Genomic DNA, 21582 nt, shown 5'->3' with positions numbered 1-21582 from the left:
TTGGGTAGTGTTGCGCTTTTGCGTGTCGCGGCGAACGGAGGGTTGGTTGGTTGTTCACGATTTAGAAACAATTATTGCCAAATCGGAAACTGTTAACTGTCAGGTAACTTTTGCACCTCTAGGTTGCGAGGTGTGCTTGGGGGTAAGTCTGGGGAAAAACAGGGGACTTCCAAGACAGTTATGTTGACCTAAATGGAGCCACTATGTCCCGCTCGTGCTTGACTGAATGTGTCACGATGCCGGTGCCGTCCTGGGTGCCCGAAACCGCCGTGCGTTACCTTGCGCATACGGAAACCGGCCAGCCCATCCGCGCCCTGGCCCGTCAGGCGGGATGCCATGCGTCAACTGTCCTGCGGCAGATCCGAAAACTGGAAAGCCGGCGCGAGGACCAGCTGGTAGACGAGGCGCTGTGCCGCCTTGGCCGCCAATTGTTTCCAGACGCCATCCCTGTGTCCCGGAACAGCCAATCGGAGCCCGCACGAATGACCAAACCCACGCCTTTCCCGTCTCAACCCGAGGTGCAGGATCTTGACCGCGAATCCTGCCGCATCCTGAGGCGCCTGACCGAAGCGGGCGCCGTTCTGGCCGTGGCTCAGGACATGGAAAAGGCCGTCGTGGTCAAGGACAGCAAAAGCGGCACGACCCTGCGCACCGCCGTGGTGGATCGCGAAGTTGCGCAGGCGCTTGCGTTGAAGGAATGGATCACCTGCAAGACCCAGGGCCGGATCGCGCGCTATGTCATCACCGCCGAGGGCCGGGCGGCGCTGAGCCAAATGACGGCGCACTCTGAAACGCCAGCCAGCCACGGATTTGCAGAGGCTCCGGTCGGGTTCGACATGTCCTCGACCCGGTTCGAGGCCGTAGAAAACCGTGGTAGAACAAGGTATTCCGCCCCCGAGTCGCCTTTGACGCTGCTCGCGCGCCGCCGCGAGAAGAACGGAGAGCCGTTCCTGACCCCGGGCCTTGTGGCCGCTGGCGAGCGCCTGCGTGAGGATTTCGAGCTCGCCCAGATCGGCCCGAATGTCACCCAGAATTGGGAACGATTCCTGACCGGTCGCGACGGGGGATATGCCCCGGGAAGTGGCAATTACGGTGCCGCGCGCGACCGGCTCGCCTCGGCGCTGCGGGATTTGGGGCCGGGTCTGGGCGATGTCGCCCTGCGCTGCTGCTGCTATCTGGAGGGGCTGGAGACCGCCGAAAAACGCATGGGCTGGTCGGCGCGCTCGGGCAAGATCGTGCTGCGGATCGCCTTGCAACGGCTGAAACGGCACTACGAGGGGATGGGCCGCGCGGGGCAGCTGATCGGTTAACCGCCGACCAGCCAGCCCACCAGATACGCGACGGCAGCACAGGCAGACCCTACGCCAACTGTTTCCAAAATGGCAGCACTCGGTTTGTCACCCGTCGCCGTCCAGCGCAGGATGCCCAGCCCGGTCAGGGCCGTCAGGGTGGCGGCGACCGACAGCGACAGGCTCAGATCGTCGGCCTCGCGCAGGACATAGGGCACCAGCGGCAGGAACCCGAAAATGACAAAGGAAACGAAGGTGACGATCCCGTTTATGCCGGGGTTGTCATCCTCTGGCGGCTGTACCCCGTGTTTGTGACACAGCAGCATTTCGGCCATCAGTTGCGGCGAAGATGTCAGCGCCTCGGATACGGCGCGGGCTTTGTCCGGGCTCAGCCCCTTGTGCTGAAATGTTTCTGATAGCGAAACAATCTCGGCCTCTGGGAAATGCGTGATCGCCTTCACCCGCCGCAGACGACGCGCCCGGTACAGATCATGCGCCGAGCGTGAGGACAGAAACTCCCCCAATCCCATCGACACCGCGTCGGCGAACAGGTTGGCCAGGCCAAAGATCAGCACGGCCAGCGCGCCAACCTGCGAAACCCCGTCCGCGTTGGCCCCCGCAAAGCCCGCGACGATGGCAAAGGTCGTGACGATCCCGTCATTGCCGCCAAAGATGATCTGCTTGAGGTAGTCCCGAAGGTGGGACATCGCGTTTGGGCGCTCCATGGCGGTCCTTCCGTGTGGTCGGGTTCAGAATACTGACCCTGCAAGGGGGTTCAATTGCGATAATCAGGATTTCCGCCAATGGGCCAAAGTGATAACCCTTGGCTATGAGCGTGACCCTTCGACAACTTCAGTATTTCCAGGCTCTGGCCGAGCACCGCCATTTCGGGCGCGCGGCTGAGGCAGTGCATATCTCTCAGCCCGCGCTGTCGGTGCAGATCCGCGAGTTGGAGGCGACCTTGGGCGGCGCGCTGGTCGAACGGCAGGCGCGCGAGGTGCGGCTGACCCCCTTTGGCCGCCGTGTGCTGGACCAGGCGATGCGTGTGCTGAACGAGGTGCGCGCCCTAGAGGAGACCGCCCGGTGGAAGGGCGGTCTGTCCGGGCGTCTGGCGCTGGGGGTGATCCCGACGATTGCGCCATACCTGCTGCCCGGTGCCTTGGCGGCGCTTCGGGCGCGCGACATCCATCTGGATGTCCAAGTGCAAGAGGCGAAAACCGTTCGGCTGCTGGAGGCGCTGAAATCCGGCCAGCTGGATGCCGCCGTCATGGCCCTGCCGGTGATCGAGGATGGGCTGGTCGCCGAGCCGCTGTTCGAGGACCGGTTCCTGCTGGCCGGCACACAGGCGCAACTGGCGGCACTGGGTTCGGCCGAGACGCTGCGCCCGACGGCCCTGCGGCCCGCGCAATTGCTGTTGCTTGAGGATGGCCACTGCCTGACCGATCAGGCTCTGGAGGTCTGTGGTCAGGGCAGGGGGCACGCGCAGATCAACATGGGCGCATCCTCGCTCGCGACGCTGACGCGGCTGGTGGCGGCGGGGTTCGGGCTGACGTTGATGCCTGAAATGGCCGCTCTGGCCGAGCGTCAGGCCGCGCCGGGGATGCACCTGATGCGCTTTACCGCGCCCGAGCCGTTTCGAACCATCGGTCTGGTGCGACGGGCGTCCTCGGTCGATGACGGCTGGTTCTCCGATCTGGCCGAGGTGCTGCGCCGCACCGGCAGCCAGCTGATCCAGACGGCGCGCGCAGACCAGCCGCAATGAAAAAGGCCCGCGCGGATGCACGGACCTTTCCAATTCAGTCGAACCGAGGATTACTCGGCAGCAACGCCGGTTGCCTGCGCGTCCAGGTAACGCATCAGGTTCTCGGGCGAGCTTTCGCCATAGGGGTCGGCACCGAAGTTGTCGGCGCGGCCGGGCTCTTCGAACCAGGCTTCGACGATACCGTTGTTGATGATGGCCGCATAGCGCCACGAGCGCATACCAAAGCCCAGGTTGTCCTTGGCGACCAGCATGCCGACCTTGCGGGTGAATTCGCCCGACCCATCGGGGATGACCTTGACGTTGGCCAGGCCCTGATCCTGCGCCCACTTGTTCATCACGAAGCTGTCGTTGACCGACATGCAGTAGATCTCGTCGATGCCTTTTTCGGCGAACTCGGCGGCCATTTTTTCAAAGCCGGGCAGCTGGTAGGTCGAGCAGGTCGGGGTGAACGCGCCGGGCAGCGAGAACAGGATCACGCGCTTGCCAGCAAAGTAGTCGGCGGTGGTCATGTCCTGCCAGCGGAACGGGTTCGGGCCACCGACGGACTCGTCGCGGACGCGGGTACGGAAGGTGACGTCGGGCAGTTTCAGGCCAGCTTGCATGGCGGTATCTCCGGTAGAAGGGTTGATTTGGTGCGAACTTATAACGATTCAAAATACGATCCAAGGGGGTTTTCTGCGGTAGCAAACAGATAAAGTTCTTCTATTACTTGTGGATAACGTGGTAAGCGTATGATCTATAACTAAAATGTTCTGCCTTGCAGCGTTGCGACAATGGTGGCGTTTTCAGGAACTGGCGCTTGCCTTGCGTAAGCCTTATACTTTCGTCCAATCAATAGCAGGATGACTGACGTGCGTGACCTGAAGATCCCCGAACAGCGACACCCCGAAAAGGCCCATCGCCCGGACAATGCCCAGCCCAAGAAACCTGACTGGATCCGCGTGAAGGCACCCGTGTCCGAGGGCTACAAGCAGACCCACAAGATCATGCGCGACAACAAGCTGGTCACCGTCTGCGAAGAGGCGGGCTGCCCCAACGCCGGTGAATGCTGGAGCCAGGGCCACGCCACCATGATGATCATGGGCGATATCTGTACCCGCGGCTGTACCTTCTGTAACATCGCCACCGGCAAGCCGAATGCGCTGGACCTGTTCGAACCGGGCCGCGTCGCCGATGCCGTGGCCAAGCTGGGGCTGAAACACGTCGTCATCACCTCGGTTGACCGCGACGATCTGGAGGACGGCGGTGCCGAGCATTTCGCCCAGACCATCCGCGCCGTCCGCCACCGCAGCCCCGAGACGACGATCGAGGTGCTGACCCCCGACTTCCTCAAATGCGCCCCCGAGGTGCTGGAGGTGGTCGTCGCCGCCAAGCCTGACGTGTTCAACCACAACCTGGAAACCGTGCCGGGCCTGTACCCCTCGGTGCGCCCCGGTGCGCGCTACTTCCACTCGCTGCGTCTGCTGCAACGGGTGAAAGAGCTGGACCCGACCATGTTCACCAAATCCGGCATCATGGTCGGCCTTGGCGAGGACAAGCAAGCGGTGCACCAGATCATGGACGACATGCGCGCCGCCGATATCGACTTTCTGACCATCGGCCAGTACCTGCAACCGACGCCGAAACACCACGCGGTGGACCGTTTCGTGCACCCGGATGAGTTCAAGGCCTACGAGAAAGCCGCCTATGGCAAGGGCTTCCTGATGGTCTCGGCCACGCCGCTGACGCGCTCGTCCTACCATGCGGGCGACGATTTTGCGCGTCTGCGCGAGAACCGGATGAAGAAACTGGGGCTGAGCTGATTATGGACTACGCCGATTTCATCAAGCGCCTGCCGGGGCTGGAAACCCCCTTTTCCGAGGACGATGTGACGATCCGCGCCATCGCGTCCGAGGACGGGATGGTCGTGTTCTTCCACTTCCACAAGGATGTGGTCCTGCCGCCGCATTCACATCTGGGCCAATGGGGCACCGTGCTGGAGGGCGAGCTGGAACTGACGATCGGCGACGAAACCCGCATCTACCGGCGCGGTGACACCTACAATATCCCGCCGCATGTCGTGCACAGCGCCAAGATTCCGGCTGGGCTGAAAGCCATCGACGTGTTCGAAGAAGGCGACCGCTACAAGCTGAAACGCTAGGGCAGGGATTTCAGGTAGGCGGCAATCGCCTGCCTGTCCTCTACGGGCAGTTTCGACAGGTTCTGCACCACCTCGGCCATCTCACCGCCCGCGCTGTCATAGTCGGGGGTGAAGCCGCTGGTGAAATACTCGACCAGATCAGCCTCGGACCAGTCCAGCACGGCGGGGGTGATGTTGGGGATCTTGCCCTTGCCCGATGGGTTCGGTGCGCCGGTCAGCCAGTTCGCATAGTCCAGCCCGCCAAGCGCGTTGCGCGGGGTGTGGCATTCGCCGCAATGGCCCAACGCCTCGACCAGATAGCGCCCGCGCTCGGCCTCGGGCGTGGCCGGGGTGATCCAGGTGTCGCGGAAGAACAACAGCTTCCATCCTCCCAAGGCGCGACGGATGTTGAACGGAAATCCGACATCGTGCGGCTGACTGGGCGTGGCACTGGGCGGCAGCGTTTTCAGATAGGCGAACAGGTCGGCAATATCCTGCGGAGCGGCGCGGGTGTAGGTCGTGTAGGGAAAAGCCGGGTAATAGTGCTGACCCTCGGGCGAGGTGCCGTGCATCATCGCATTGGCCAGATCAATCACGCTCCACGCCCCGATCCCTTCGGCAAGGTCCGGAGAGATGTTGGGCGCCCGGAACGTACCAAAATCGCTGGGAAACGTACGACCGCCCGACAGGATCGGCCGATCAGATCGCTGCGCATCCGGTGCCGTATGGCACGAAGCACAGCCCGCCGCGTTGAACACCTGCGCGCCATGCGCAGCATCCCCGGTCAGGCCCGCAAAGGTGGCCACATCCACGCGCTTGGGGGCGGTCAGCAGATAGGCTGCCGCCCCTGTCAGAAGGACCAGCATGATCGCGATATTCAGGATCTTGCCGCGCATGGATGAATGCCGTTCCGATTACTTCTCGGGCGCGCGATAGGCCTTGTGGCAGGCCCCGCAGGCCCCGCCAACCGCGCCCATCGCGGCTTGCAACTCGGGCAGGCCTTTGCCCGCTTCGGCCTGCATGGTCGCTGCGGCGTCGCTCAGGGCGGTGCCCTTGGCCATCACATCCGCCATGTTCGACCAGATGTCGGACAGCGCACGGGTGCCGTCAACGCTCATCTCGTCCGAGCCTTCGGGCCACATCGCCATCTGGTTCAGCTGCGTCAGCAGCGCGATGTTGTTCGCCGCACCGGATGCGGCGGCGGCGTCATAGGCAACCTCGCCCTTCGCCATGCCACCCAGCAAGCCAAGGTTGAAGGCATAGAGCTTCATCGTTGCCTGCCGCGCCGCGATGGCACCGGCAACGGCCTTGTCCACATGGCTTTCGGCCTGCGCGCCGGCCCCGATGGCCGAGGCAAGGATCGTGGCGGTCAGAATGGTCGTGATCTTCTTCATAATGGTCACTCCGGGGAAAACTCAGACTGGTGGAACGAGTATACATGTGAGTAAACTCATTGATACCTAGCATTTCTGCAAAGGGATAGACGATTTATGCACAGGCAATCCTGGGATGATCTTCGGTTTGTGCTGGCGGTGATGGATCACGGGTCGCTGTCCGCCGCCGCCCGAGAGCTGGGGGTCAACCACGCCACCGTCCAGCGCCGCATCGCCTCGTTCGAGCAGCAGAACGGCGGGCCGGTTTTCGCCCGCAGCGCGCAGGGCTATACCGTGTTGCCCGACCGGGTCCGCGTGCTGGAGGCCGCGCGAGAGGTTGGTGCCGCCGTGCAATCCGTCCAGCGCCTGATGCGCGGCGGTCAGGTGCAGCTGAGCGGCGTGGTGCGGGTGTCGTCGACCGATACGATCTGCACCACGGTGCTGCCGGGCTTTGCCGCGCGGATCAACCGGCGTGCGCGCCAGTTGCGGATCGACCTGTTATGCAGCAACGCCCATCTGGATTTTTCGCGGATGCAGGCGGACATCACGGTGCGTCCGGCCAAAAACCTGCCGGATGACATGGTGGGCGAGGCGGTCGGGCGGCTCAGCTTTGCCGTCTATGCCCGACCCGGCGCGCCGAACCTGTGGCTGGGGCTTGGCGGTGTGCTGCAACGCTCTTTGCCAGCGGTGTGGCTGGCCGAGGCCGTCTCTCCCGAGCAGATCGTGGGGGCTGCCGACAGCTTCGTGGCGATGACCCGCATGGTGCAAGAGGGGATGGGCCGCGCGGTGCTGCCCACGCTGCTGGGGGACCGCGCCGAGGGGCTGGTGCGACTGCCCGGTATCGCGCCCGAGATGTCGGTGCCGCTTTGGGTGGCTGGCCACGCCGAACTGGTCGATCTGCCCCGCATCCGCACCGTACGGGCGCGTCTTGTCAGCTATCTGAGGGCCGAACTGGCGCGTTTGGACGCCTAGCGCGGCAGCTTTTGCACGGTCAGAAAGGCGGGCCAGCCGATCCAGCGTTCGATCGTGGCCAGCGCCAGACATAGCGCTAGAACGATCAGAACCAGACGCACCCGTTTGGCCGAGGCCGGCCGGCGCGCCCATTTCGCCATTCGCACAAAGCGCAGCATTATTCGGTGAACCGGACCTTGCCGATATAGGGCAGGTTGCGGTTTCTTTGCGCGAAATCAATGCCGTAGCCCACGACAAATTCGTCCGGGATGGAAAAGCCGATCCAGTCGGCCTTGATGTCCACCTCGCGCCGGGCGGGTTTGTCCAGCAGGGCGATGATCTTCAGCTTGCGCGGGGCGCGGCCTGACAACAGGTGGCGCACATGTTTCAGCGTATAACCGGTGTCGACGATATCCTCGACCACCAGCACGTCGCGGCCTTCGATCTCGCCGCGCAAGTCCTTGAGAATGCGCACTTCTCGTGAGCTTTCGGTGGCATTGCCGTAGGATGACGCCTCGAGGAAATCGACCTCGACCGGCAGGTCCAGTTCGCGCACCAGATCGGCGATAAAGACGAAACTGCCGCGCAACAGACCGACAACGACCAGCTTGTCGGTATCGGAGTATTCGGCGCGGATTTCGCTGGCCAGCTCCTCGATCCGGGCTGCGATCTGCTTGGCCGAGATCATTTCGTCAATGACATAAGGACGCTGTGGCATGACACCCCCTTGAATTCTCGCGCTCAGTCTACGAAATAGCCCCACACTGTCACGTAAAAAAGGGCCGTCATGCCGACCCATTCCGAAACCCGAACCCTGCCTTATAGCGCCCGGCAAATGTACGATCTTGTGGCGGACGTGACCCAGTACCCCAAGTTCTTGCCCTGGTGTGCGGCGACGCGGGTGCGGTCGTTGGAGGAGAACGGGGACGGCACGCAGCTGATGAAGGCTGACATGGTGATCTCGTTCAAGGTGTTCCGTGAACGCTTTGGCACCGTGGTCAACCTGAATCCGGCAGACACAAAGCTGCATATCGAATACCTGGATGGCCCCTTCAAGTATCTGAAATCGCAATGGGAATTCACGGATACGGCCGTGGGATGCGACGTCAGATTCTTCGTTGATTTCGAGTTCAAGAACGCCGTGCTACAAGGCATTATCGGCGTCGTTTTCAACGAGGCCATGCACCGGATCGTCCGCGCGTTCGAGCGTCGGGCCGCGGAATTGTACGATTAATCCGGATTTTTGTACGCCGCCGCTGACCGGCAAAACGACAACGAAAAAGGCCGCCCCGAAAGGCGGCCTTTGATCGTTTTTCAGGCAGATCAGGAGGCGTGATCGTAGGCGCGCTCGCCGTGGACCGACAGGTCCAGACCGTTGGTCTCGGTCTCGGGGTCAACGCGCAGCGGGGTGATCATGGCCACGACCTTGGCGATGACGACGGTCACGACAAAGGTGAACACACCGACAATGGCCAGCGAACCCAACTGAGCCGTCCAGGTGCCTGCGCCGAAGGCGGCGATCATGATCGTGCCGAAGATACCGCCGACGCCGTGCACGGCGAACACGTCCAGGGTGTCGTCGATCTTGGCCTTGTTGCGGACAAAGTTCACCGCCTCTTGGCACAGGATGCCGGCGATCGCGCCGATGATCAGCGCCTCAACCGGGCCGACAAAGCCCGAGGCCGGGGTGATCGAGGCCAGACCGGCGATGGTGCCGGTGACGATGCCAACCAGCGAGGCCTTGCCGTACTTGATGCGTTCCCACAGCGCCCAGGTCAGCGACGCGGTGGCGGCCGAGATATGGGTTACGGTCAGCGCCATCGCGGCACCGCCGTCAGCGGCCAGTTGCGAGCCGCCGTTGAAGCCGAACCAGCCAACCCACAGCATCGACGCACCGATCATGACGTAACCGGGGTTGTGCGGCGGGGTGGTCCGGTGACGGCGCGCGCCCAGCATGACGGCCAGGATCAGCGCCGCGATGCCTGCGGTTTCGTGCACGACGATGCCGCCCGCGAAGTCCTTGACGCCGGTTTCACCGAAGATGCCGCCATCGGCCAGGAAACCGCCGCCCCAGATCCAGTGGGTGACGGGTGCATAGACCAGCACCATCCACAGCGCCGAGAACAGCAGCACGAAGCCAAAGCCGATGCGTTCCACATAGGCGCCGACGATCAGCGCCGGGGTGATGATCGCAAAGGTCATCTGGAAGGCGAAGAACAGGATCTCGGGCAGGGTGCCCGACACGGTGTCGGCGTCGATGCCAGCCAGGAACGCCTTGCCCAGGCCGCCCCAATAGGCGCCGCCATCGCCGAAGGCCACCGAGTAGCCGACGATGAACCACAGCACACTCATCACGCAGGCGATGGCGTAGACATGCATGAAGACGCTGAGCACGTTACGCGCCCGCACAAGCCCGCCGTAAAACAGTGCCAGACCCGGCAACGTCATGAACAGCACCAGGGCCGTTGCAACGATGATCCAGGCGGTATCCGCTCCGTTCATTTGTCCTTCCTTTCCCTTTCGGTTCTCTTGTTGGCGCGGACCAAGCGTATTCACCGCGCAAAAGAAAGAAGCATCTGGGGTCAGGAGGGGTCAAAAATTGCCCGGTTTTTAAAAAGCTGAAAAAATGGGCGATAAATTGGCAAAGGGGCTAATTTATGAGCGTTATTGGTTTGCGGCTGAAATAAGCAGGGCGATGGCTTTTTGAACAGATTCCCGGCGGACATTGGCACGCCCCAAGGCGCCGAACTCGACGGTTTCGGTGTGGGTGCCGGTGCGCGTGGCCAGGCCGAAACAGACGCGGCCCTCGGGTTTGAACTCGGACCCGCCGGGGCCTGCGATACCGGTGATCGACACGGCGACATCGGCGGCGGAGTGGCGCAGCGCGCCCTCTGCCATCTCTTGCGCGACCTGTTCAGAGACGGCTCCGTAAGCATCCAGCGTGGCGGGCAGTACGCCCAGCATCTGAATCTTGGCCTCGTTGGTGTAGGTGACGAAGCCACGCTCGAACACCGTGGACGATCCGGCGATGTCGGTGATCGCGGCCGAGACCATGCCGCCCGTGCAGCTTTCGGCGGTGGCAATGCGCAGGCCGCGGGTACGGTAGAGGGTCAGCAGGTCGGTCGCACTCATATCAGCACGATGTGGTAGAGGGCGGCAGCAATCACGGTGCAGATGCCCGCGAAGACACCGGCCCAGAGGTCATCCAGCATCACGCCCGGCGCATCGTGGCGGCGGTCGGCGCGGCCCACCAGCCAAGGCTTGGTCACGTCGAACAGGCGGAAGAACAGGAAGGCTGCGACGGGGCCGGGCCAGACCATCGACATGTCGCGCATCCAGAACCCGAAGGCGGGGAACAGCAGGGTCAGCCACATGCCCGCCACCTCGTCGATGACGATCTCTGACGGGTCGTCGCCGGGGCGGTCCTTCAGCTCGACCCCGATCGACCAGAAGCCAAGCGCGGTGACAAGGATGGTGGCGGCGACGAGGGGCAGGAAGCCCAGGTAATGCTCGATCCCCCAGCCGACGGCCAGCGCGGCCAGCGATCCCCAGGTGCCCGAGGCAGGGCGCAGAAGGCCCGAGTAGAAGAAGGTGTTGATGAGGCGGATCATGGTTTCACCAATGCGGCGGTTGCGATGGCGGCGATGCCTTCCTCGCGGCCGGTGAAGCCCAGCCGTTCCGAGGTGGTCGCCTTGATCGACACGCGGTCAGGCGTCAGCCCCATGATGCGGGCCATTTCCGCCTGCATGGCGGTGGCGTGGGGGCCTACCTTGGGGTATTCGCAGACGATGGTGCAGTCGATGTTGCTGATCTGATAGCCCTTTTCGCGGGCCAGATCGGCGGCGTGTTTGAGGAAGATTTCAGACGCAGCGCCCTTCCACTGCATGTCCGAGGGCGGGAAGTGGCGGCCGATGTCGCCCTCGGCCAGCGCGCCGTAGATCGCGTCGGTGACGGCGTGCATCCCGACATCGGCGTCCGAGTGGCCTTGAAGCCCGCGCCCATGCGGCACCTTGATGCCGCACAGGACGACATGGTCGCCCGGTCCAAATCGGTGCACGTCGTAGCCATTGCCCAAGCGTATATCCATGTGTCCCCGCAAAATTTTCTCGGCCCGCGCGAAATCGCCGGGATGGGTGATTTTCAAATTATCCTCGTGTCCCGCCACGATGGCGACGGGCAGACCGGCGGCGCGGGCGACCTCGACATCGTCGGCGGCGTCACCGTCAAAGGCGCGGTGCGCGGCCAGCAGGGGGGCGTAGTGAAACCCCTGCGGCGTCTGCGCGCGATAAAGGCCGGTGCGGTCCTGCACGCCGCTGACCTGCGCATCGTCCCCACGCCAAAGCGCATCGGTGACGGCAAGGGCAGGGGCCGCGCCTGCACTGTCGGCCAACGCCGTCAGCACCGCGTCGATCACCTGCGCCGGGATGCAGGGGCGCGCCACGTCGTGGATCAGCACCAGATCGGGGGCGTGGTCGCTCAGCGCCTCCAGCCCGTTGCGGACCGAGGCGTTGCGGCTGTCCCCGCCATGCACGGCGATGACGCCCGGCCCCAGCAGGGGGGCGACGTGATCCATGTCGTCGGGGTGATGCACCAGCACGACCGTGGCGATGGCCGGATGATCGTGGAACGCCTGCACGGTCCAGTCGGCAACGCGTCGCCCGGCCAGCGCGCGCCATTGCTTGGGCAGTCCGCCCCCGGCGCGACTGCCGCGTCCTGCGGCGACGATGATGGCGGCTGCGCGCATCTGTTCCTCAGCAAGTTGTGCCCTTGCCTTGTGCATAGGACGAGACGCCGCCAAGGGCAATGCGGCAGGCATCCTGGGGGTGGGTGCTCAAAAAACAGGCAAATCAGCTGGAGGGGTCTGAAATCTGGGCGTGTTTCATTGAGGATGCCCCTGCAATCCGCTAGGTCAAAGGCAAATGCACAAGGATTAAGCATGTGTCTCTGACGCTTGGCGACAACATTTTGACCCCGCCGGTTTTTCTGGCGCCGCTGGCCGGAATCACGGATTTGCCGTTCCGCGATCTGGTGGCGCGCTTTGGCGCAGGGCTTGTGGTCAGCGAAATGGTCGCCAGCCAAGAGATGGTGCAGGCCAAGCCGGGGGTGCGCGAACGCGCCGAGCTGGGATTCGATTCGGCCAACACCGCCGTGCAACTGGCCGGGCGCGAGGCGCACTGGATGGCCGAGGCCGCCCGCATGGTCGAGGCGAACGGGGCCCGGCTGATCGACATCAACATGGGCTGTCCCGCCAAGAAGGTGGTGAACGGCTATTCCGGCTCGGCCCTGCTGAAGGACCTGGACCACGCGCTGACGCTGATCGAGGCGGTGGTTGAGGCGGTCAGCCTGCCGGTGACGCTGAAAACGCGGCTGGGCTGGGACGACGCGCTGCTGAACGCGCCCGAGCTGGCGAAGCGGGCGGAAAACGCCGGGATCCGCATGATCACGATCCACGGCCGCACGCGGTGCCAGTTCTACAAGGGCAGTGCGGACTGGGCGGCGATTTCGGCGGTGAAACAGGCGGTCTCGATCCCGGTGATTGCGAATGGTGACATCGTGGATGCAGGCTCGGCCCGGCTGGCGATGCAACGCTCGGGCGCCGATGGCGTGATGGTGGGGCGGGGTGCGCAGGGGCAGCCCTGGGTGCTGGCGCAAATCGCGCATGAGTTGTTTGGGGTCGATGCCCCCGAAATCCCCGTAGGCGACGATCTGGTCGACATGGTCAGCGCCCATTACGAGGCGATGCTGGGCTTTTACGGCCCCGATCTGGGCCTGCGCGTCGCGCGCAAACATCTGGGATGGTACATGGATCTGGCCGGCACCGCAGCGTCCCTGCGCCGCGCCGTTTTGACCTGCCGTGACCCGCAAGAGGTGCTGCGGCTGTTGCCGCGGGCGTTGCTCGATTCCGAGAAGGTAGCCGCATGATCGAAGACAGCTCTGTCTGGTCCTCTCTGCCCGTGCCCGCCGTGTTGGTGGGGCCGGACGACATGATCGTCGACATCAACCCCGCGGCCGAAGGGTTCCTGAATGCCTCGGCCAAGTCGATCAAGGGGCAGCCCGTCTGGGACCGCATCATGATCGACGCCCCGCTGGAAGAGGCGTTCAGCCGCGCGCGGGGCAGCAGCACGCCGCTGTTCGTGAACGACGTGGATGTCGGCACCGGCGAACGGGCACCGCTGCATTGCAATTTGCAGATTTCTCCGCTGCAGGGGCAGCCGGGGTTCATGCTGTTCCTGATCTCGCCGCGCGAGCTGGCGGGGCGGATGACCCAGAACCACAGCGTCAAATCGGCGGCGAAATCCGCCATCGGCATGGCCGAGATGCTGGCGCACGAGATCAAGAACCCGCTGGCGGGCATCACCGGCGCGGCGCAGCTTCTGTCGATGAACCTGTCGCCCGAGGATCAGGAACTGACCGACCTGATCGTCGCCGAATGCCGCCGCATCGTGAAGCTGCTGGAGCAGGTCGAGCAATTCGGCAACCTGATCGCCCCCGACCGGCGCGCGGTGAATATCCACGACGTGCTGGACCGGGCACGGCGCTCGGCCCTGCTGGGGTTCGGCGCGCATATGAAGATCATCGAGGATTACGACCCCTCGCTGCCGCTGGCCTGGGGCGATCCGGACCAGCTGTTGCAGGTGATCCTGAACCTGGTCAAGAACGCCTCGGAGGCGGCGGACAAGAAGGGCGGCGTGATCCGTCTACACACCTTTTATGAGCACAGTTTCCGCTTGCGCCGCAGCGATGGCTCGGGGCAGGCGCTGCCCTTGCAGATCGAAGTCATTGATGATGGCCCCGGCCTGCCCGAGGACATCAAGGGCGATATTTTCGACCCATTCGTATCTGGCCGCGAAAACGGCACCGGGCTGGGCCTGGCGCTGGTCAGCAAAATCATTTCCGACCATGACGGCTGGATTTCGGTGAACTCGGTTCCCGGCCGCACGGTCTTTAAAATTTCATTGCCGCTGGCGCCCGAAGACAAGAGGCGCCGCAAGAAGAAGGAGAGCAGCTGATGGACGGAACCGTACTTGTCGCCGATGACGATCGCACGATCCGAACGGTCCTGACACAGGCCCTGACACGGGCCGGGTGCAAGGTGCACGCCACCAGTTCGCTGACCACGCTGATGCGCTGGATCGCCGAAGGGAAGGGCGACGTGGTCATCAGCGACGTGATGATGCCCGACGGCAACGGGCTGGAAATGCTGCCCAAGATCGCGCAGGATCGGCCCGGTTTGCCGGTGATCGTGATCTCGGCTCAGAACACGATCATGACCGCGATCCAGGCGGCCGAGGCCGAGGCCTATGACTACCTGCCCAAGCCGTTCGATCTGCCCGACCTGATGAAGCGGACCGCGCGGGCGCTTGAGCAGCGCCGCCGTGCCTCGCCCGCGCGCGCCGCCGAGGAGAACGAGCGCCCCGACGATCTGCCGCTGGTGGGTCGCACGCCCGCGATGCAGGCGCTGTACCGGTTGGTGGCCAAGGTGATGAACACCGACCTGCCGGTGCTGATCGCCGGTGAATCCGGGACCGGCAAGTCGCTGATCGCGCGGGCGATCCACGATTTTTCAGACCGGCGCAACCTGCCGTTCGTGACGGTAACGGAATCCGACCTGCAGGACATCGAAGGCCCCGCCCGTGTGCTGGCGCGTGTCAAAGGCGGGACGCTGCTGATCGACGAGATCGGCGATATCGACCCCGAGGTGCAGGCCCGCATCGTGCGCATGATGGACAGCCCCGGCGACAGCGTTCCGCGCTTCATGGCGACCAGCCAGCGCGATCTGTCGGACGCGCTGGAAAGCGGCCGGATGCGGCAGGATCTGTACTATCGCCTGTCCGGCGCGACGCTACAGGTGCCCAGCTTGCGCGAACGGGTCGAGGATATTCCGCTGCTGGCCGAGCATTTCCTGGCCCGCTCAGAACGTGACGGCGCGCCTAAACGGGCGCTGTCCAAAGACGCGCTGGAACTGATGCGCGCCTATAGCTGGCCGGGCAACGTGCGCCAGCTGGAGAACGCGATCAAGCGGCTGGTGCTGACCTCGCGCGCGGATGAGATCACCCGCACCGAGGTTGAGGCCGTGCTGGGCAACCAACCCGAGATGGAGCCGGTGCTGGGCGGTGGTGACACGGAAAAACTGTCGGCCTCGGTCATGCGGCACCTGCGTCGGTATTTCGATCTGCACGGCAACATGCTGCCGCCTCCGGGCCTGTACGGGCGCATCCTGAAAGAGGTCGAAGCCCCGCTGATCGAGATCGCGCTGGAGGCCACCGGCGGCAATCAGGCGAAATGCGCGGACCTGCTGGGCATCAACCGCAATACTTTGCGCAAGAAGATCACCGATCTGGATATTCGCGTGACACGCCGCCGGAAGTTGATGTAAAACCGCAACAGAACAGTGACCCGTTTGCATCGGGTCACGATAATGAGCGGTCGGCCCAAGCGGCCAAACATCAGGATGGGGTGACGGGTGGCTTCCCGGGCACGAAACAGTTCGACCTGGCAGCGATTCCAGCGACTGAGACGGCAACGGCGCGTCCAGAATGCGGCGACCTTTGCCTTGGTGCTGCTGGGGCCGGTGCTGGCGCTGTCCACCTTCCTGATCCTGGGGCCGCTGGATCAGGGGTCGTCCTCGCTCAGCCTGCGGCTGATCCTGCTGGCCGATTTCGTCTATGTTCTGTTGGTCGCCGCCCTGGTGCTGCAACGCATCGTGGCGCTGGTCTCGGCGCGGCGCGCGCAATCGGCGGGCTCGCGACTGCACCTGCGTCTGACGGGGGCGTTTGCGGGGCTGGCGCTGATCCCGACGATCTCGGTCGCGATCTTTGCGGCTCTGACGGTGAACGTCGGCCTTGAGGGCTGGTTTTCCGACCGTGTGCGGCAGGTGGTGGGCAGTTCGCTGAACGCCGCCGAAGCCTATGAGGAAGAACACCGGCGCGATCTGCGTCAGGACGCGCTGGGGCTGGCGGGCTTCATGGATGCGACGCGCAGCGCCACGTTCTTTATGTCCGACGCCGATGTGCGGCAGGTGCTGACGCAAGGCCAGGCGCAAATCCAGCGCGGCCTGCGCGAGGCCTATGTGATCGACGGCACCGGCGCGATCCGGGCGCGTGGCGACCGCTCTTACCTGTTCGATTTCGAGCAACCGACGAAAGAGCAGCTGCAACAGGCGTCGTTCAGCGACATCGTGATCATCGAGGACTGGGCCAACAACGAATTCCGCGCGCTGATCCAGCTTAAATCCTTTGTCGATCGCTACCTTTATGTCAGCCGCAACGTGGATGGCGAATTGCTGAGCCTGCTGGACGATACCAAGGAAACCGCGCGCTTTTACCAGCAATTGGAAAGCGAGCGCGGGCGGGTGCTGTTCGAGTTCGGCCTGATCTACCTGGGTTTCGCGGTTATCCTGATCCTGGCGGCGATCTGGCTGGGGCTGTGGTTCGCCGAACGCCTGTCGCGCCCGGTGGGGCGGCTGACGGGGGCGGCGCAGCGGGTCGGCTCGGGCGATCTGGACGTGCAGGTGGTCGAGGAAGAGGGCGACGACGAGATCGCCATGCTGGCGCGCTATTTCAACCAGATGACCCGGCAGCTGAAAGGCCAGCGCGAAACCCTGCTGGAAAGCACCCGCCAGATCGAGCGGCGGCGGCGCCTGTTCGACTCGGTGCTCAGCTCGGTTACGTCGGGCGTGGTGGGTCTGGACGCCGAGGGGCGGGTGGCCTTCGTCAACCGCTCGGCCGAGAGGCTGCTGGACTGGCACGACGAACAGCAATCGCTGGCGCTGGCCGTCGCGGTGCCGGAATTCGAGGGGCTGTTCCAGAAACTGCGGCAGGCCGAAGGGCCGGCGGTGCAAGAGGAAATCAAGGTCACGCGTAACGGGCGGCTGGAAAACCTGCTGGTCCGCATGGCAACCCGCCGGACCGAGGACGGACGGCTGGACGGCTACGTGGTGGCGTTCGACGACGTGACCAACCTTGTGGCGGCGCAACGGATGGCGGCCTGGGGCGACGTCGCGCGGCGCATCGCGCATGAGATCAAGAACCCGCTGACCCCGATCCAGCTGTCGGCCGAACGCATCCGGCGCAAGTTCAGCCGCCATCTGGACGAGGCGCTGTCGGATGATCTGGAGCAGCTGACGGACGTAATTGTGCGTCAAACCAACGACTTGCGGCGCATTGTTGATGAGTTCTCGAAGTTCGCGCGGATGCCGGAACCGGATCGCCGCATGGCCAGCCTAAGCAAGCTGGTGCTGGACGCGGTGGTGCTGCAACAGTCGGGACAGCCGGGGGTGAAGATCGTTTCGGACCTGCGGGACGACCCGCTGGACGCCGATCTGGACGCCACGATGATCAGCCAGGCGTTGACAAACCTGATCAAGAACGCCGGCGAAGCCATTCAAACATATGTGGAAAAATCCGATCCCTCTGGCTTCCAGCCGGAAATCCGCATCGCCGCGCGCAAGGATGGCCGCTGGGCCGAGGTGACGATCGCCGACAACGGCATCGGCCTGCCCGAGGACCGCGCGCGCCTGTTCGAGCCTTACGTCACGACACGCGCCGAGGGCACCGGTCTGGGCTTGCCCATCGTGCGCAAGATCGTCGAGGAACATGGCGGGACGCTGTCGCTGGAGGACGCGCCCTCGTTTGACGACACGGGGCGTGTCGGGGCGATGGCGGTGATGCGCCTGCCGCTGGTGGACGCCCAACCCAAGATTTCACAAGAACAAGAAAAATGAATTTGAGGACGACATGAGTGACATTCTGATCGTTGACGACGAACGAGACATCCGCGAACTGATCTCGGACATCCTGGAGGACGAGGGCTATTCGACCCGTCTGGCCGGAAATTCCGATGACGCGATGAAAGAGGTGAACTCGGAGCCGCCCGCGCTGATGATCCTGGATATCTGGCTGAAGGACAGCCGGATGGACGGCATCGACATCCTGAAGACGGTGAAACGCGACAATCCCGATATTCCGGTCGTCATCATCTCGGGGCATGGCAATATCGAGATCGCGGTCGCGGCGATCAAGCAGGGTGCGTACGATTTCATCGAAAAACCGTTCAACATCGACCAGCTGCTGGTGGTGATCCGGCGCGCGATGGAGACCTCGCGCCTGCGCCGCGAGAACCAGGAGCTGCGGCGTCGGGATGTCAGCTCGGCCGTGATGGTGGGCAATTCGGCGGCGTTCCGGGTGCTGGTGTCGCAGCTGGACAAGGTGACGAAATCCAACGGGCGGGTGATGCTGACGGGGCCTGCGGGCTCGGGCAAGGAGGTGGCTGCGCGCTATATCCATGCCAAATCGAACCGGGCCTCGGCGCCGTTCGTCACCGTGCCCTGCGCCACGATTGAACCCGACCGGATGGAAGAGGTGCTGTTCGGCCGCGAAAGCGCCGAGCGCGGGATCGAGCCGGGCCTGCTGGAACAGGCGCATGGCGGCGTGATCTTTTTCGACGAGGTGGCGGATATGCCCCCCGGCACGCAGTCGAAAATCCTGCGCGTGCTGGTGGACCAGCAATTCACCCGCGTGGGCGGCACGGATAAGGTGCGGGTCGATCTGCGGGTCGTTTCCTCGACCAACCGCAACCTTGAGGGCGAGATCACCGCGGGCCGGTTCCGGCAAGAGCTGTACCACCGGCTGAACGTGGTTCCGATTGCCGTGCCCTCGCTGGAGGAGCGGCGCGAGGACATTCCGGAACTGGCACGGCATTTCGTCGAGATGTTCAACCGCACGCAGGGCCTGCCGCTGCGGGAAATCTCGGACGATGCGGTGGCGCTGATGCAGACGATGGTTTGGCCGGGCAACGTGCGACAGTTGAAAAACCTGATCGAACGCGTGCTGATCCTGGGCGAAGGCAGCGACCCCATCCAGGCGCGCGAATTGCCGCGCGATGGCGAGGGCGGCGGCGACGACGAACGCATCGTGCTGACCGGTGCGCTGGCCACGCTGCCGCTGCGCGAGGCGCGCGAGGTGTTCGAGCGTGAATACCTGCTGACCCAGATCAACCGCTTTGGCGGCAATATCAGCCGCACCGCGAACTTCGTCGGCATGGAGCGTAGCGCGCTGCACCGCAAGCTGAAGTCGCTGAACGTGGTCACGACGAACAAATCCGGCGCGCGGATTGCCCAGATCGAAGGCGAGGACGACGAGGACTGAGCCTTAGCCGGGCGTCGCCACGCGATAGCCCGTCTTGGTCCGCACGGCGCAACTGTTGGAGGCGAGCGCAGGCACCTTGCCGGGCAGGGTGGCCGGGGCGGTTTCACACATCGGCAGCTCGATCTGGGAATAGCCTTTGTTGGCCATGCACTGCGCCTCGACCTTTTTGCGCAGGTCCAGATTGGCGTCGTAGGTTTCGACCTCGCCGCCGAATTCCATGTAGACGACCCGGCATTTCCCGGCGCCATTGCAAACCTCGCGGGGCAGGGTGCGGATCGGGGTGATGCGGGTCATCCGGGCGACGGGCACCTGTTTCAGGGCGTCCACCTGACAGGCGGTTTCATCGGCCTGCAGCCGGGACAGAGAGGCGCCTGCCTTGTGGTAGACCTCGACCGGGACGCAGCCGGCCAGCAGTGCAAGTGAAGCGGAAACAAACAGATACTGACGCATTCGGGCCTCCGTAGCCAATATGCACAACGTAGTGCTGCGGCTGCGACAAATCAATTGACCGTGCTGCGGGGTCGTGTCATCCAATGCCCCTGACAACAGGGGATCGTTGCCATGAAAGTCATCATCTGCGGGGCAGGTCAGGTCGGCTGGCAGATCGCGCGCCACCTGTCCGGAGAGCGCAACGACGTGACCGTCGTGGACAACAACCCGGATCTGGTGCGGCGTGCGACGGATACGCTGGATGTTCAGGGGGTTACGGGGTTTGCCTCGTACCCGGACGTGCTGGACCGTGCGGGTGCGCGCGACGCCGACATGATCATTGCTGCGACCTATTCGGACGAGGTGAACATGGTCACCTGCCAGGTTGCGCACTCGGTTTTCGGCATTCCGCGCAAGATCGCGCGCCTGCGCAGCCAAAGCTATCTGAACGCGATTTATTCTGACCTGTACCGCCGCGATCACCTGCCGATCGACGTCGTGATCAGCCCCGAACGCGAAGTGGCCGAGGCGGCTTTGCAGCGTCTGGCCTCGCCCTCGGCCTTTGATACCGAGCGGTTCCTGGGCGGGCGGGCGCAGCTGCTGGGCATCACCATCGAGGAAGACTGCCCGGTGGTGAACACGCCGCTGCGGCAGCTGTCCGAGCTGTTTTCCACCCTGCGTGTCGTGGTGGTGGGCGTGCGCCGCGAAGGTTCGCTTTTCGCGCCCAATCCGGGCGATCAGCTGTTCGTGGGCGACGAATGCTATGTCTTTGCCGCGAACGAGGACGTGCCGCGCACGATGGAAGTGTTCGGCAAGACCAACCAAAAACAGGAACGTGTCGTCATCGTGGGCGGCGGCAACGTCGGTCTGGCCGTTGCGCGGGCGCTGGAAACCCGCGTTGACCGGGTACGCGCCAAGGTGATCGAGAAGAACCGTAAGCAGGCTGAGCGCGCCGCCGATGCGCTGGAACGGACCATCGTTCTGAACGGCGACGGCCTGGATGTCGGCCTGCTGACCGAGGCCAATATCGGCCGCGCCGACGCGGTGCTGTGTGTCACCGACGACGACAAGACCAACATGCTGGCCGCCGTGCGCGCCAAGGCCGAAGGCTGTCCGATGGCGATTGCGCTGATCAACGACCCGACGCTGACGCCGATGATGGGGCCGCTGGGGATCGACGCCTATATCAACCCGCGCGCGACCACGGTGTCCTCGATCCTGCGGCACATCCGGCACGGGCGTGTGCGTGGCGTCTACTCGATCGGCGATGCCGAGGCCGAGATGATCGAAGCCGAGGTTCTGTCGACCTCGCCGATCTCGGGTCAGAAAATCCGCGACATCGATTTCCCCGAGGGGGTGCTGGTGGGCGCGATCCAGAAGGGCGGCAAGGTCGTCAAACCGCAAAGCGACACCCGCGTCGACGAAGGGGACGTGATCGTCATCTTCTCGATGGCGTCGGACGTGCCCGAGGTGGAGCGGTTGCTGCAAGTCTCGATCGACTTCTTCTGAGCCA

Annotated in this window: 23 protein-coding genes; 12 read left to right on the top strand and 11 right to left on the bottom strand. The window is 63.9% G+C overall.

Going from position 1 to position 21582, the window contains the following annotated elements; all coding sequences use genetic code 11:
* Positions 1 to 203 precede the first annotated feature (203 nt).
* Positions 204 to 1310, top strand: coding sequence for a DUF6456 domain-containing protein (locus tag E7681_RS08510; RefSeq protein ID WP_246032441.1), 1107 nt, complete (start codon positions 204 to 206; stop codon positions 1308 to 1310).
* Here the strand turns inward: E7681_RS08510 and E7681_RS08505 are convergent.
* Positions 1307 to 2014, bottom strand: a complete 708-nt coding sequence (locus E7681_RS08505; protein WP_246032440.1) for a VIT1/CCC1 transporter family protein — start codon at positions 2012 to 2014, stop codon at positions 1307 to 1309. The genes E7681_RS08510 and E7681_RS08505 overlap by 4 nt on opposite strands.
* A 104-nt stretch (positions 2015 to 2118) precedes the next feature.
* Here E7681_RS08505 and E7681_RS08500 point away from each other — a divergent pair, with 104 nt between their 5' ends.
* Positions 2119 to 3051, top strand: coding sequence for a LysR substrate-binding domain-containing protein (locus E7681_RS08500; protein WP_136338841.1), 933 nt, complete (start codon positions 2119 to 2121; stop codon positions 3049 to 3051).
* A gap of 50 nt (positions 3052 to 3101) precedes the next feature.
* Here E7681_RS08500 and E7681_RS08495 read toward each other — a convergent pair whose 3' ends face one another.
* The gene (locus E7681_RS08495) at positions 3102 to 3653 is read right to left on the bottom strand and encodes a peroxiredoxin (protein WP_136338840.1); all 552 of its coding nucleotides are present in this window, start codon (positions 3651 to 3653) and stop codon (positions 3102 to 3104) included.
* 249 nt (positions 3654 to 3902) lie between these two features.
* Here E7681_RS08495 and lipA point away from each other — a divergent pair, with 249 nt between their 5' ends.
* A complete protein-coding gene (gene lipA, locus E7681_RS08490; RefSeq protein ID WP_136338938.1) occupies positions 3903 to 4853 on the top strand; it encodes a lipoyl synthase in 951 nt (316 codons plus the stop codon).
* A 2-nt stretch (positions 4854 to 4855) separates the two neighbouring features.
* Positions 4856 to 5191 carry a cupin domain-containing protein gene (locus E7681_RS08485; protein ID WP_136338839.1) on the top strand — a complete coding sequence of 112 codons (336 nt, stop codon included), beginning with the start codon at positions 4856 to 4858 and terminating at the stop codon, positions 5189 to 5191.
* Here E7681_RS08485 and E7681_RS08480 read toward each other — a convergent pair.
* The gene (locus tag E7681_RS08480; protein WP_136338838.1) at positions 5188 to 6066 is read right to left on the bottom strand and encodes a c-type cytochrome; all 879 of its coding nucleotides are present in this window, start codon (positions 6064 to 6066) and stop codon (positions 5188 to 5190) included. The two genes, E7681_RS08485 and E7681_RS08480, sit on opposite strands and share 4 nt — an antisense overlap.
* An 18-nt stretch (positions 6067 to 6084) precedes the next feature.
* Positions 6085 to 6564: a c-type cytochrome gene (locus tag E7681_RS08475; RefSeq protein ID WP_136338837.1), complete on the bottom strand. Its 480-nt coding sequence runs from the start codon at positions 6562 to 6564 to the stop codon at positions 6085 to 6087.
* A gap of 96 nt (positions 6565 to 6660) precedes the next feature.
* On the opposite strand from E7681_RS08475, the gene E7681_RS08470 reads away from it, so the two are divergent.
* On the top strand, positions 6661 to 7515 hold the full coding sequence (locus tag E7681_RS08470; protein ID WP_136338836.1) for a LysR family transcriptional regulator: 855 nt from the start codon (positions 6661 to 6663) through the stop codon (positions 7513 to 7515).
* Here E7681_RS08470 and E7681_RS18815 read toward each other — a convergent pair.
* Together E7681_RS18815 and hpt are read right to left on the bottom strand one after the other, a co-directional pair.
* A complete protein-coding gene (locus E7681_RS18815; protein WP_168733180.1) occupies positions 7512 to 7673 on the bottom strand; it encodes a hypothetical protein in 162 nt (53 codons plus the stop codon). The genes E7681_RS08470 and E7681_RS18815 overlap by 4 nt on opposite strands.
* Positions 7673 to 8212: a hypoxanthine phosphoribosyltransferase gene (gene hpt / locus E7681_RS08465; protein ID WP_136338835.1), complete on the bottom strand. Its 540-nt coding sequence runs from the start codon at positions 8210 to 8212 to the stop codon at positions 7673 to 7675. The genes E7681_RS18815 and hpt overlap by 1 nt, the downstream gene beginning before the upstream one ends.
* Positions 8213 to 8281: 69 nt before the next feature.
* On the opposite strand from hpt, the gene E7681_RS08460 reads away from it, so the two are divergent.
* Positions 8282 to 8728, top strand: a complete 447-nt coding sequence (locus E7681_RS08460) for a type II toxin-antitoxin system RatA family toxin (protein WP_136338834.1) — start codon at positions 8282 to 8284, stop codon at positions 8726 to 8728.
* Between the two features lie 89 nt (positions 8729 to 8817).
* Here E7681_RS08460 and E7681_RS08455 read toward each other — a convergent pair whose 3' ends face one another.
* The 4 genes from E7681_RS08455 to E7681_RS08440 form a co-directional block, all read right to left on the bottom strand.
* Entirely contained in the window at positions 8818 to 9996 is a 1179-nt protein-coding gene (locus E7681_RS08455) for an ammonium transporter (RefSeq protein WP_136338833.1), read from the bottom strand.
* 162 nt (positions 9997 to 10158) lie between these two features.
* Positions 10159 to 10626 carry a CinA family protein gene (locus E7681_RS08450; protein ID WP_136338832.1) on the bottom strand — a complete coding sequence of 156 codons (468 nt, stop codon included), beginning with the start codon at positions 10624 to 10626 and terminating at the stop codon, positions 10159 to 10161.
* Positions 10623 to 11105, bottom strand: coding sequence for a phosphatidylglycerophosphatase A family protein (locus E7681_RS08445; protein ID WP_136338831.1), 483 nt, complete (start codon positions 11103 to 11105; stop codon positions 10623 to 10625). Before E7681_RS08445 ends, E7681_RS08450 begins: the two co-directional genes overlap by 4 nt.
* Entirely contained in the window at positions 11102 to 12238 is a 1137-nt protein-coding gene (locus tag E7681_RS08440) for a bifunctional 2-C-methyl-D-erythritol 4-phosphate cytidylyltransferase/2-C-methyl-D-erythritol 2,4-cyclodiphosphate synthase (RefSeq protein WP_136338830.1), read from the bottom strand. The genes E7681_RS08445 and E7681_RS08440 overlap by 4 nt, the downstream gene beginning before the upstream one ends.
* A 194-nt stretch (positions 12239 to 12432) precedes the next feature.
* Here E7681_RS08440 and dusB point away from each other — a divergent pair, with 194 nt between their 5' ends.
* The 5 genes from dusB (at position 12433) to ntrX (ending at position 19640) form a co-directional block, all read left to right on the top strand.
* Positions 12433 to 13416, top strand: coding sequence for a tRNA dihydrouridine synthase DusB (gene dusB / locus E7681_RS08435; RefSeq protein ID WP_136338829.1), 984 nt, complete (start codon positions 12433 to 12435; stop codon positions 13414 to 13416).
* Positions 13413 to 14504, top strand: coding sequence for a two-component system sensor histidine kinase NtrB (locus E7681_RS08430; RefSeq protein WP_136338828.1), 1092 nt, complete (start codon positions 13413 to 13415; stop codon positions 14502 to 14504). The genes dusB and E7681_RS08430 overlap by 4 nt, the downstream gene beginning before the upstream one ends.
* Positions 14504 to 15871, top strand: a complete 1368-nt coding sequence (locus E7681_RS08425) for a response regulator (RefSeq protein WP_136338827.1) — start codon at positions 14504 to 14506, stop codon at positions 15869 to 15871. Before E7681_RS08430 ends, E7681_RS08425 begins: the two co-directional genes overlap by 1 nt.
* A gap of 87 nt (positions 15872 to 15958) precedes the next feature.
* On the top strand, positions 15959 to 18217 hold the full coding sequence (locus E7681_RS08420) for a sensor histidine kinase NtrY-like (protein ID WP_136338826.1): 2259 nt from the start codon (positions 15959 to 15961) through the stop codon (positions 18215 to 18217).
* Positions 18218 to 18230: 13 nt separating this feature from the next.
* Positions 18231 to 19640: a nitrogen assimilation response regulator NtrX gene (ntrX, locus tag E7681_RS08415; RefSeq protein ID WP_136338825.1), complete on the top strand. Its 1410-nt coding sequence runs from the start codon at positions 18231 to 18233 to the stop codon at positions 19638 to 19640.
* A 3-nt stretch (positions 19641 to 19643) separates the two neighbouring features.
* On the opposite strand, the gene E7681_RS08410 is transcribed toward ntrX, so the two are convergent.
* Positions 19644 to 20090 carry a hypothetical protein gene (locus tag E7681_RS08410; RefSeq protein WP_136338824.1) on the bottom strand — a complete coding sequence of 149 codons (447 nt, stop codon included), beginning with the start codon at positions 20088 to 20090 and terminating at the stop codon, positions 19644 to 19646.
* A 111-nt stretch (positions 20091 to 20201) separates the two neighbouring features.
* Here E7681_RS08410 and trkA point away from each other — a divergent pair, with 111 nt between their 5' ends.
* On the top strand, positions 20202 to 21578 hold the full coding sequence (gene trkA, locus E7681_RS08405) for a Trk system potassium transporter TrkA (protein ID WP_136338823.1): 1377 nt from the start codon (positions 20202 to 20204) through the stop codon (positions 21576 to 21578).
* Positions 21579 to 21582 lie beyond the last annotated feature (4 nt).

It is taken from the genome of Thalassobius vesicularis, from assembly GCF_004799325.1.
Taxonomy (GTDB): Bacteria; Pseudomonadota; Alphaproteobacteria; order Rhodobacterales; family Rhodobacteraceae; genus Thalassobius; species Thalassobius vesicularis.
Note: the sequence above shows the minus strand (reverse complement) of the source record. Positions and strands in the feature narration are given on the sequence as shown.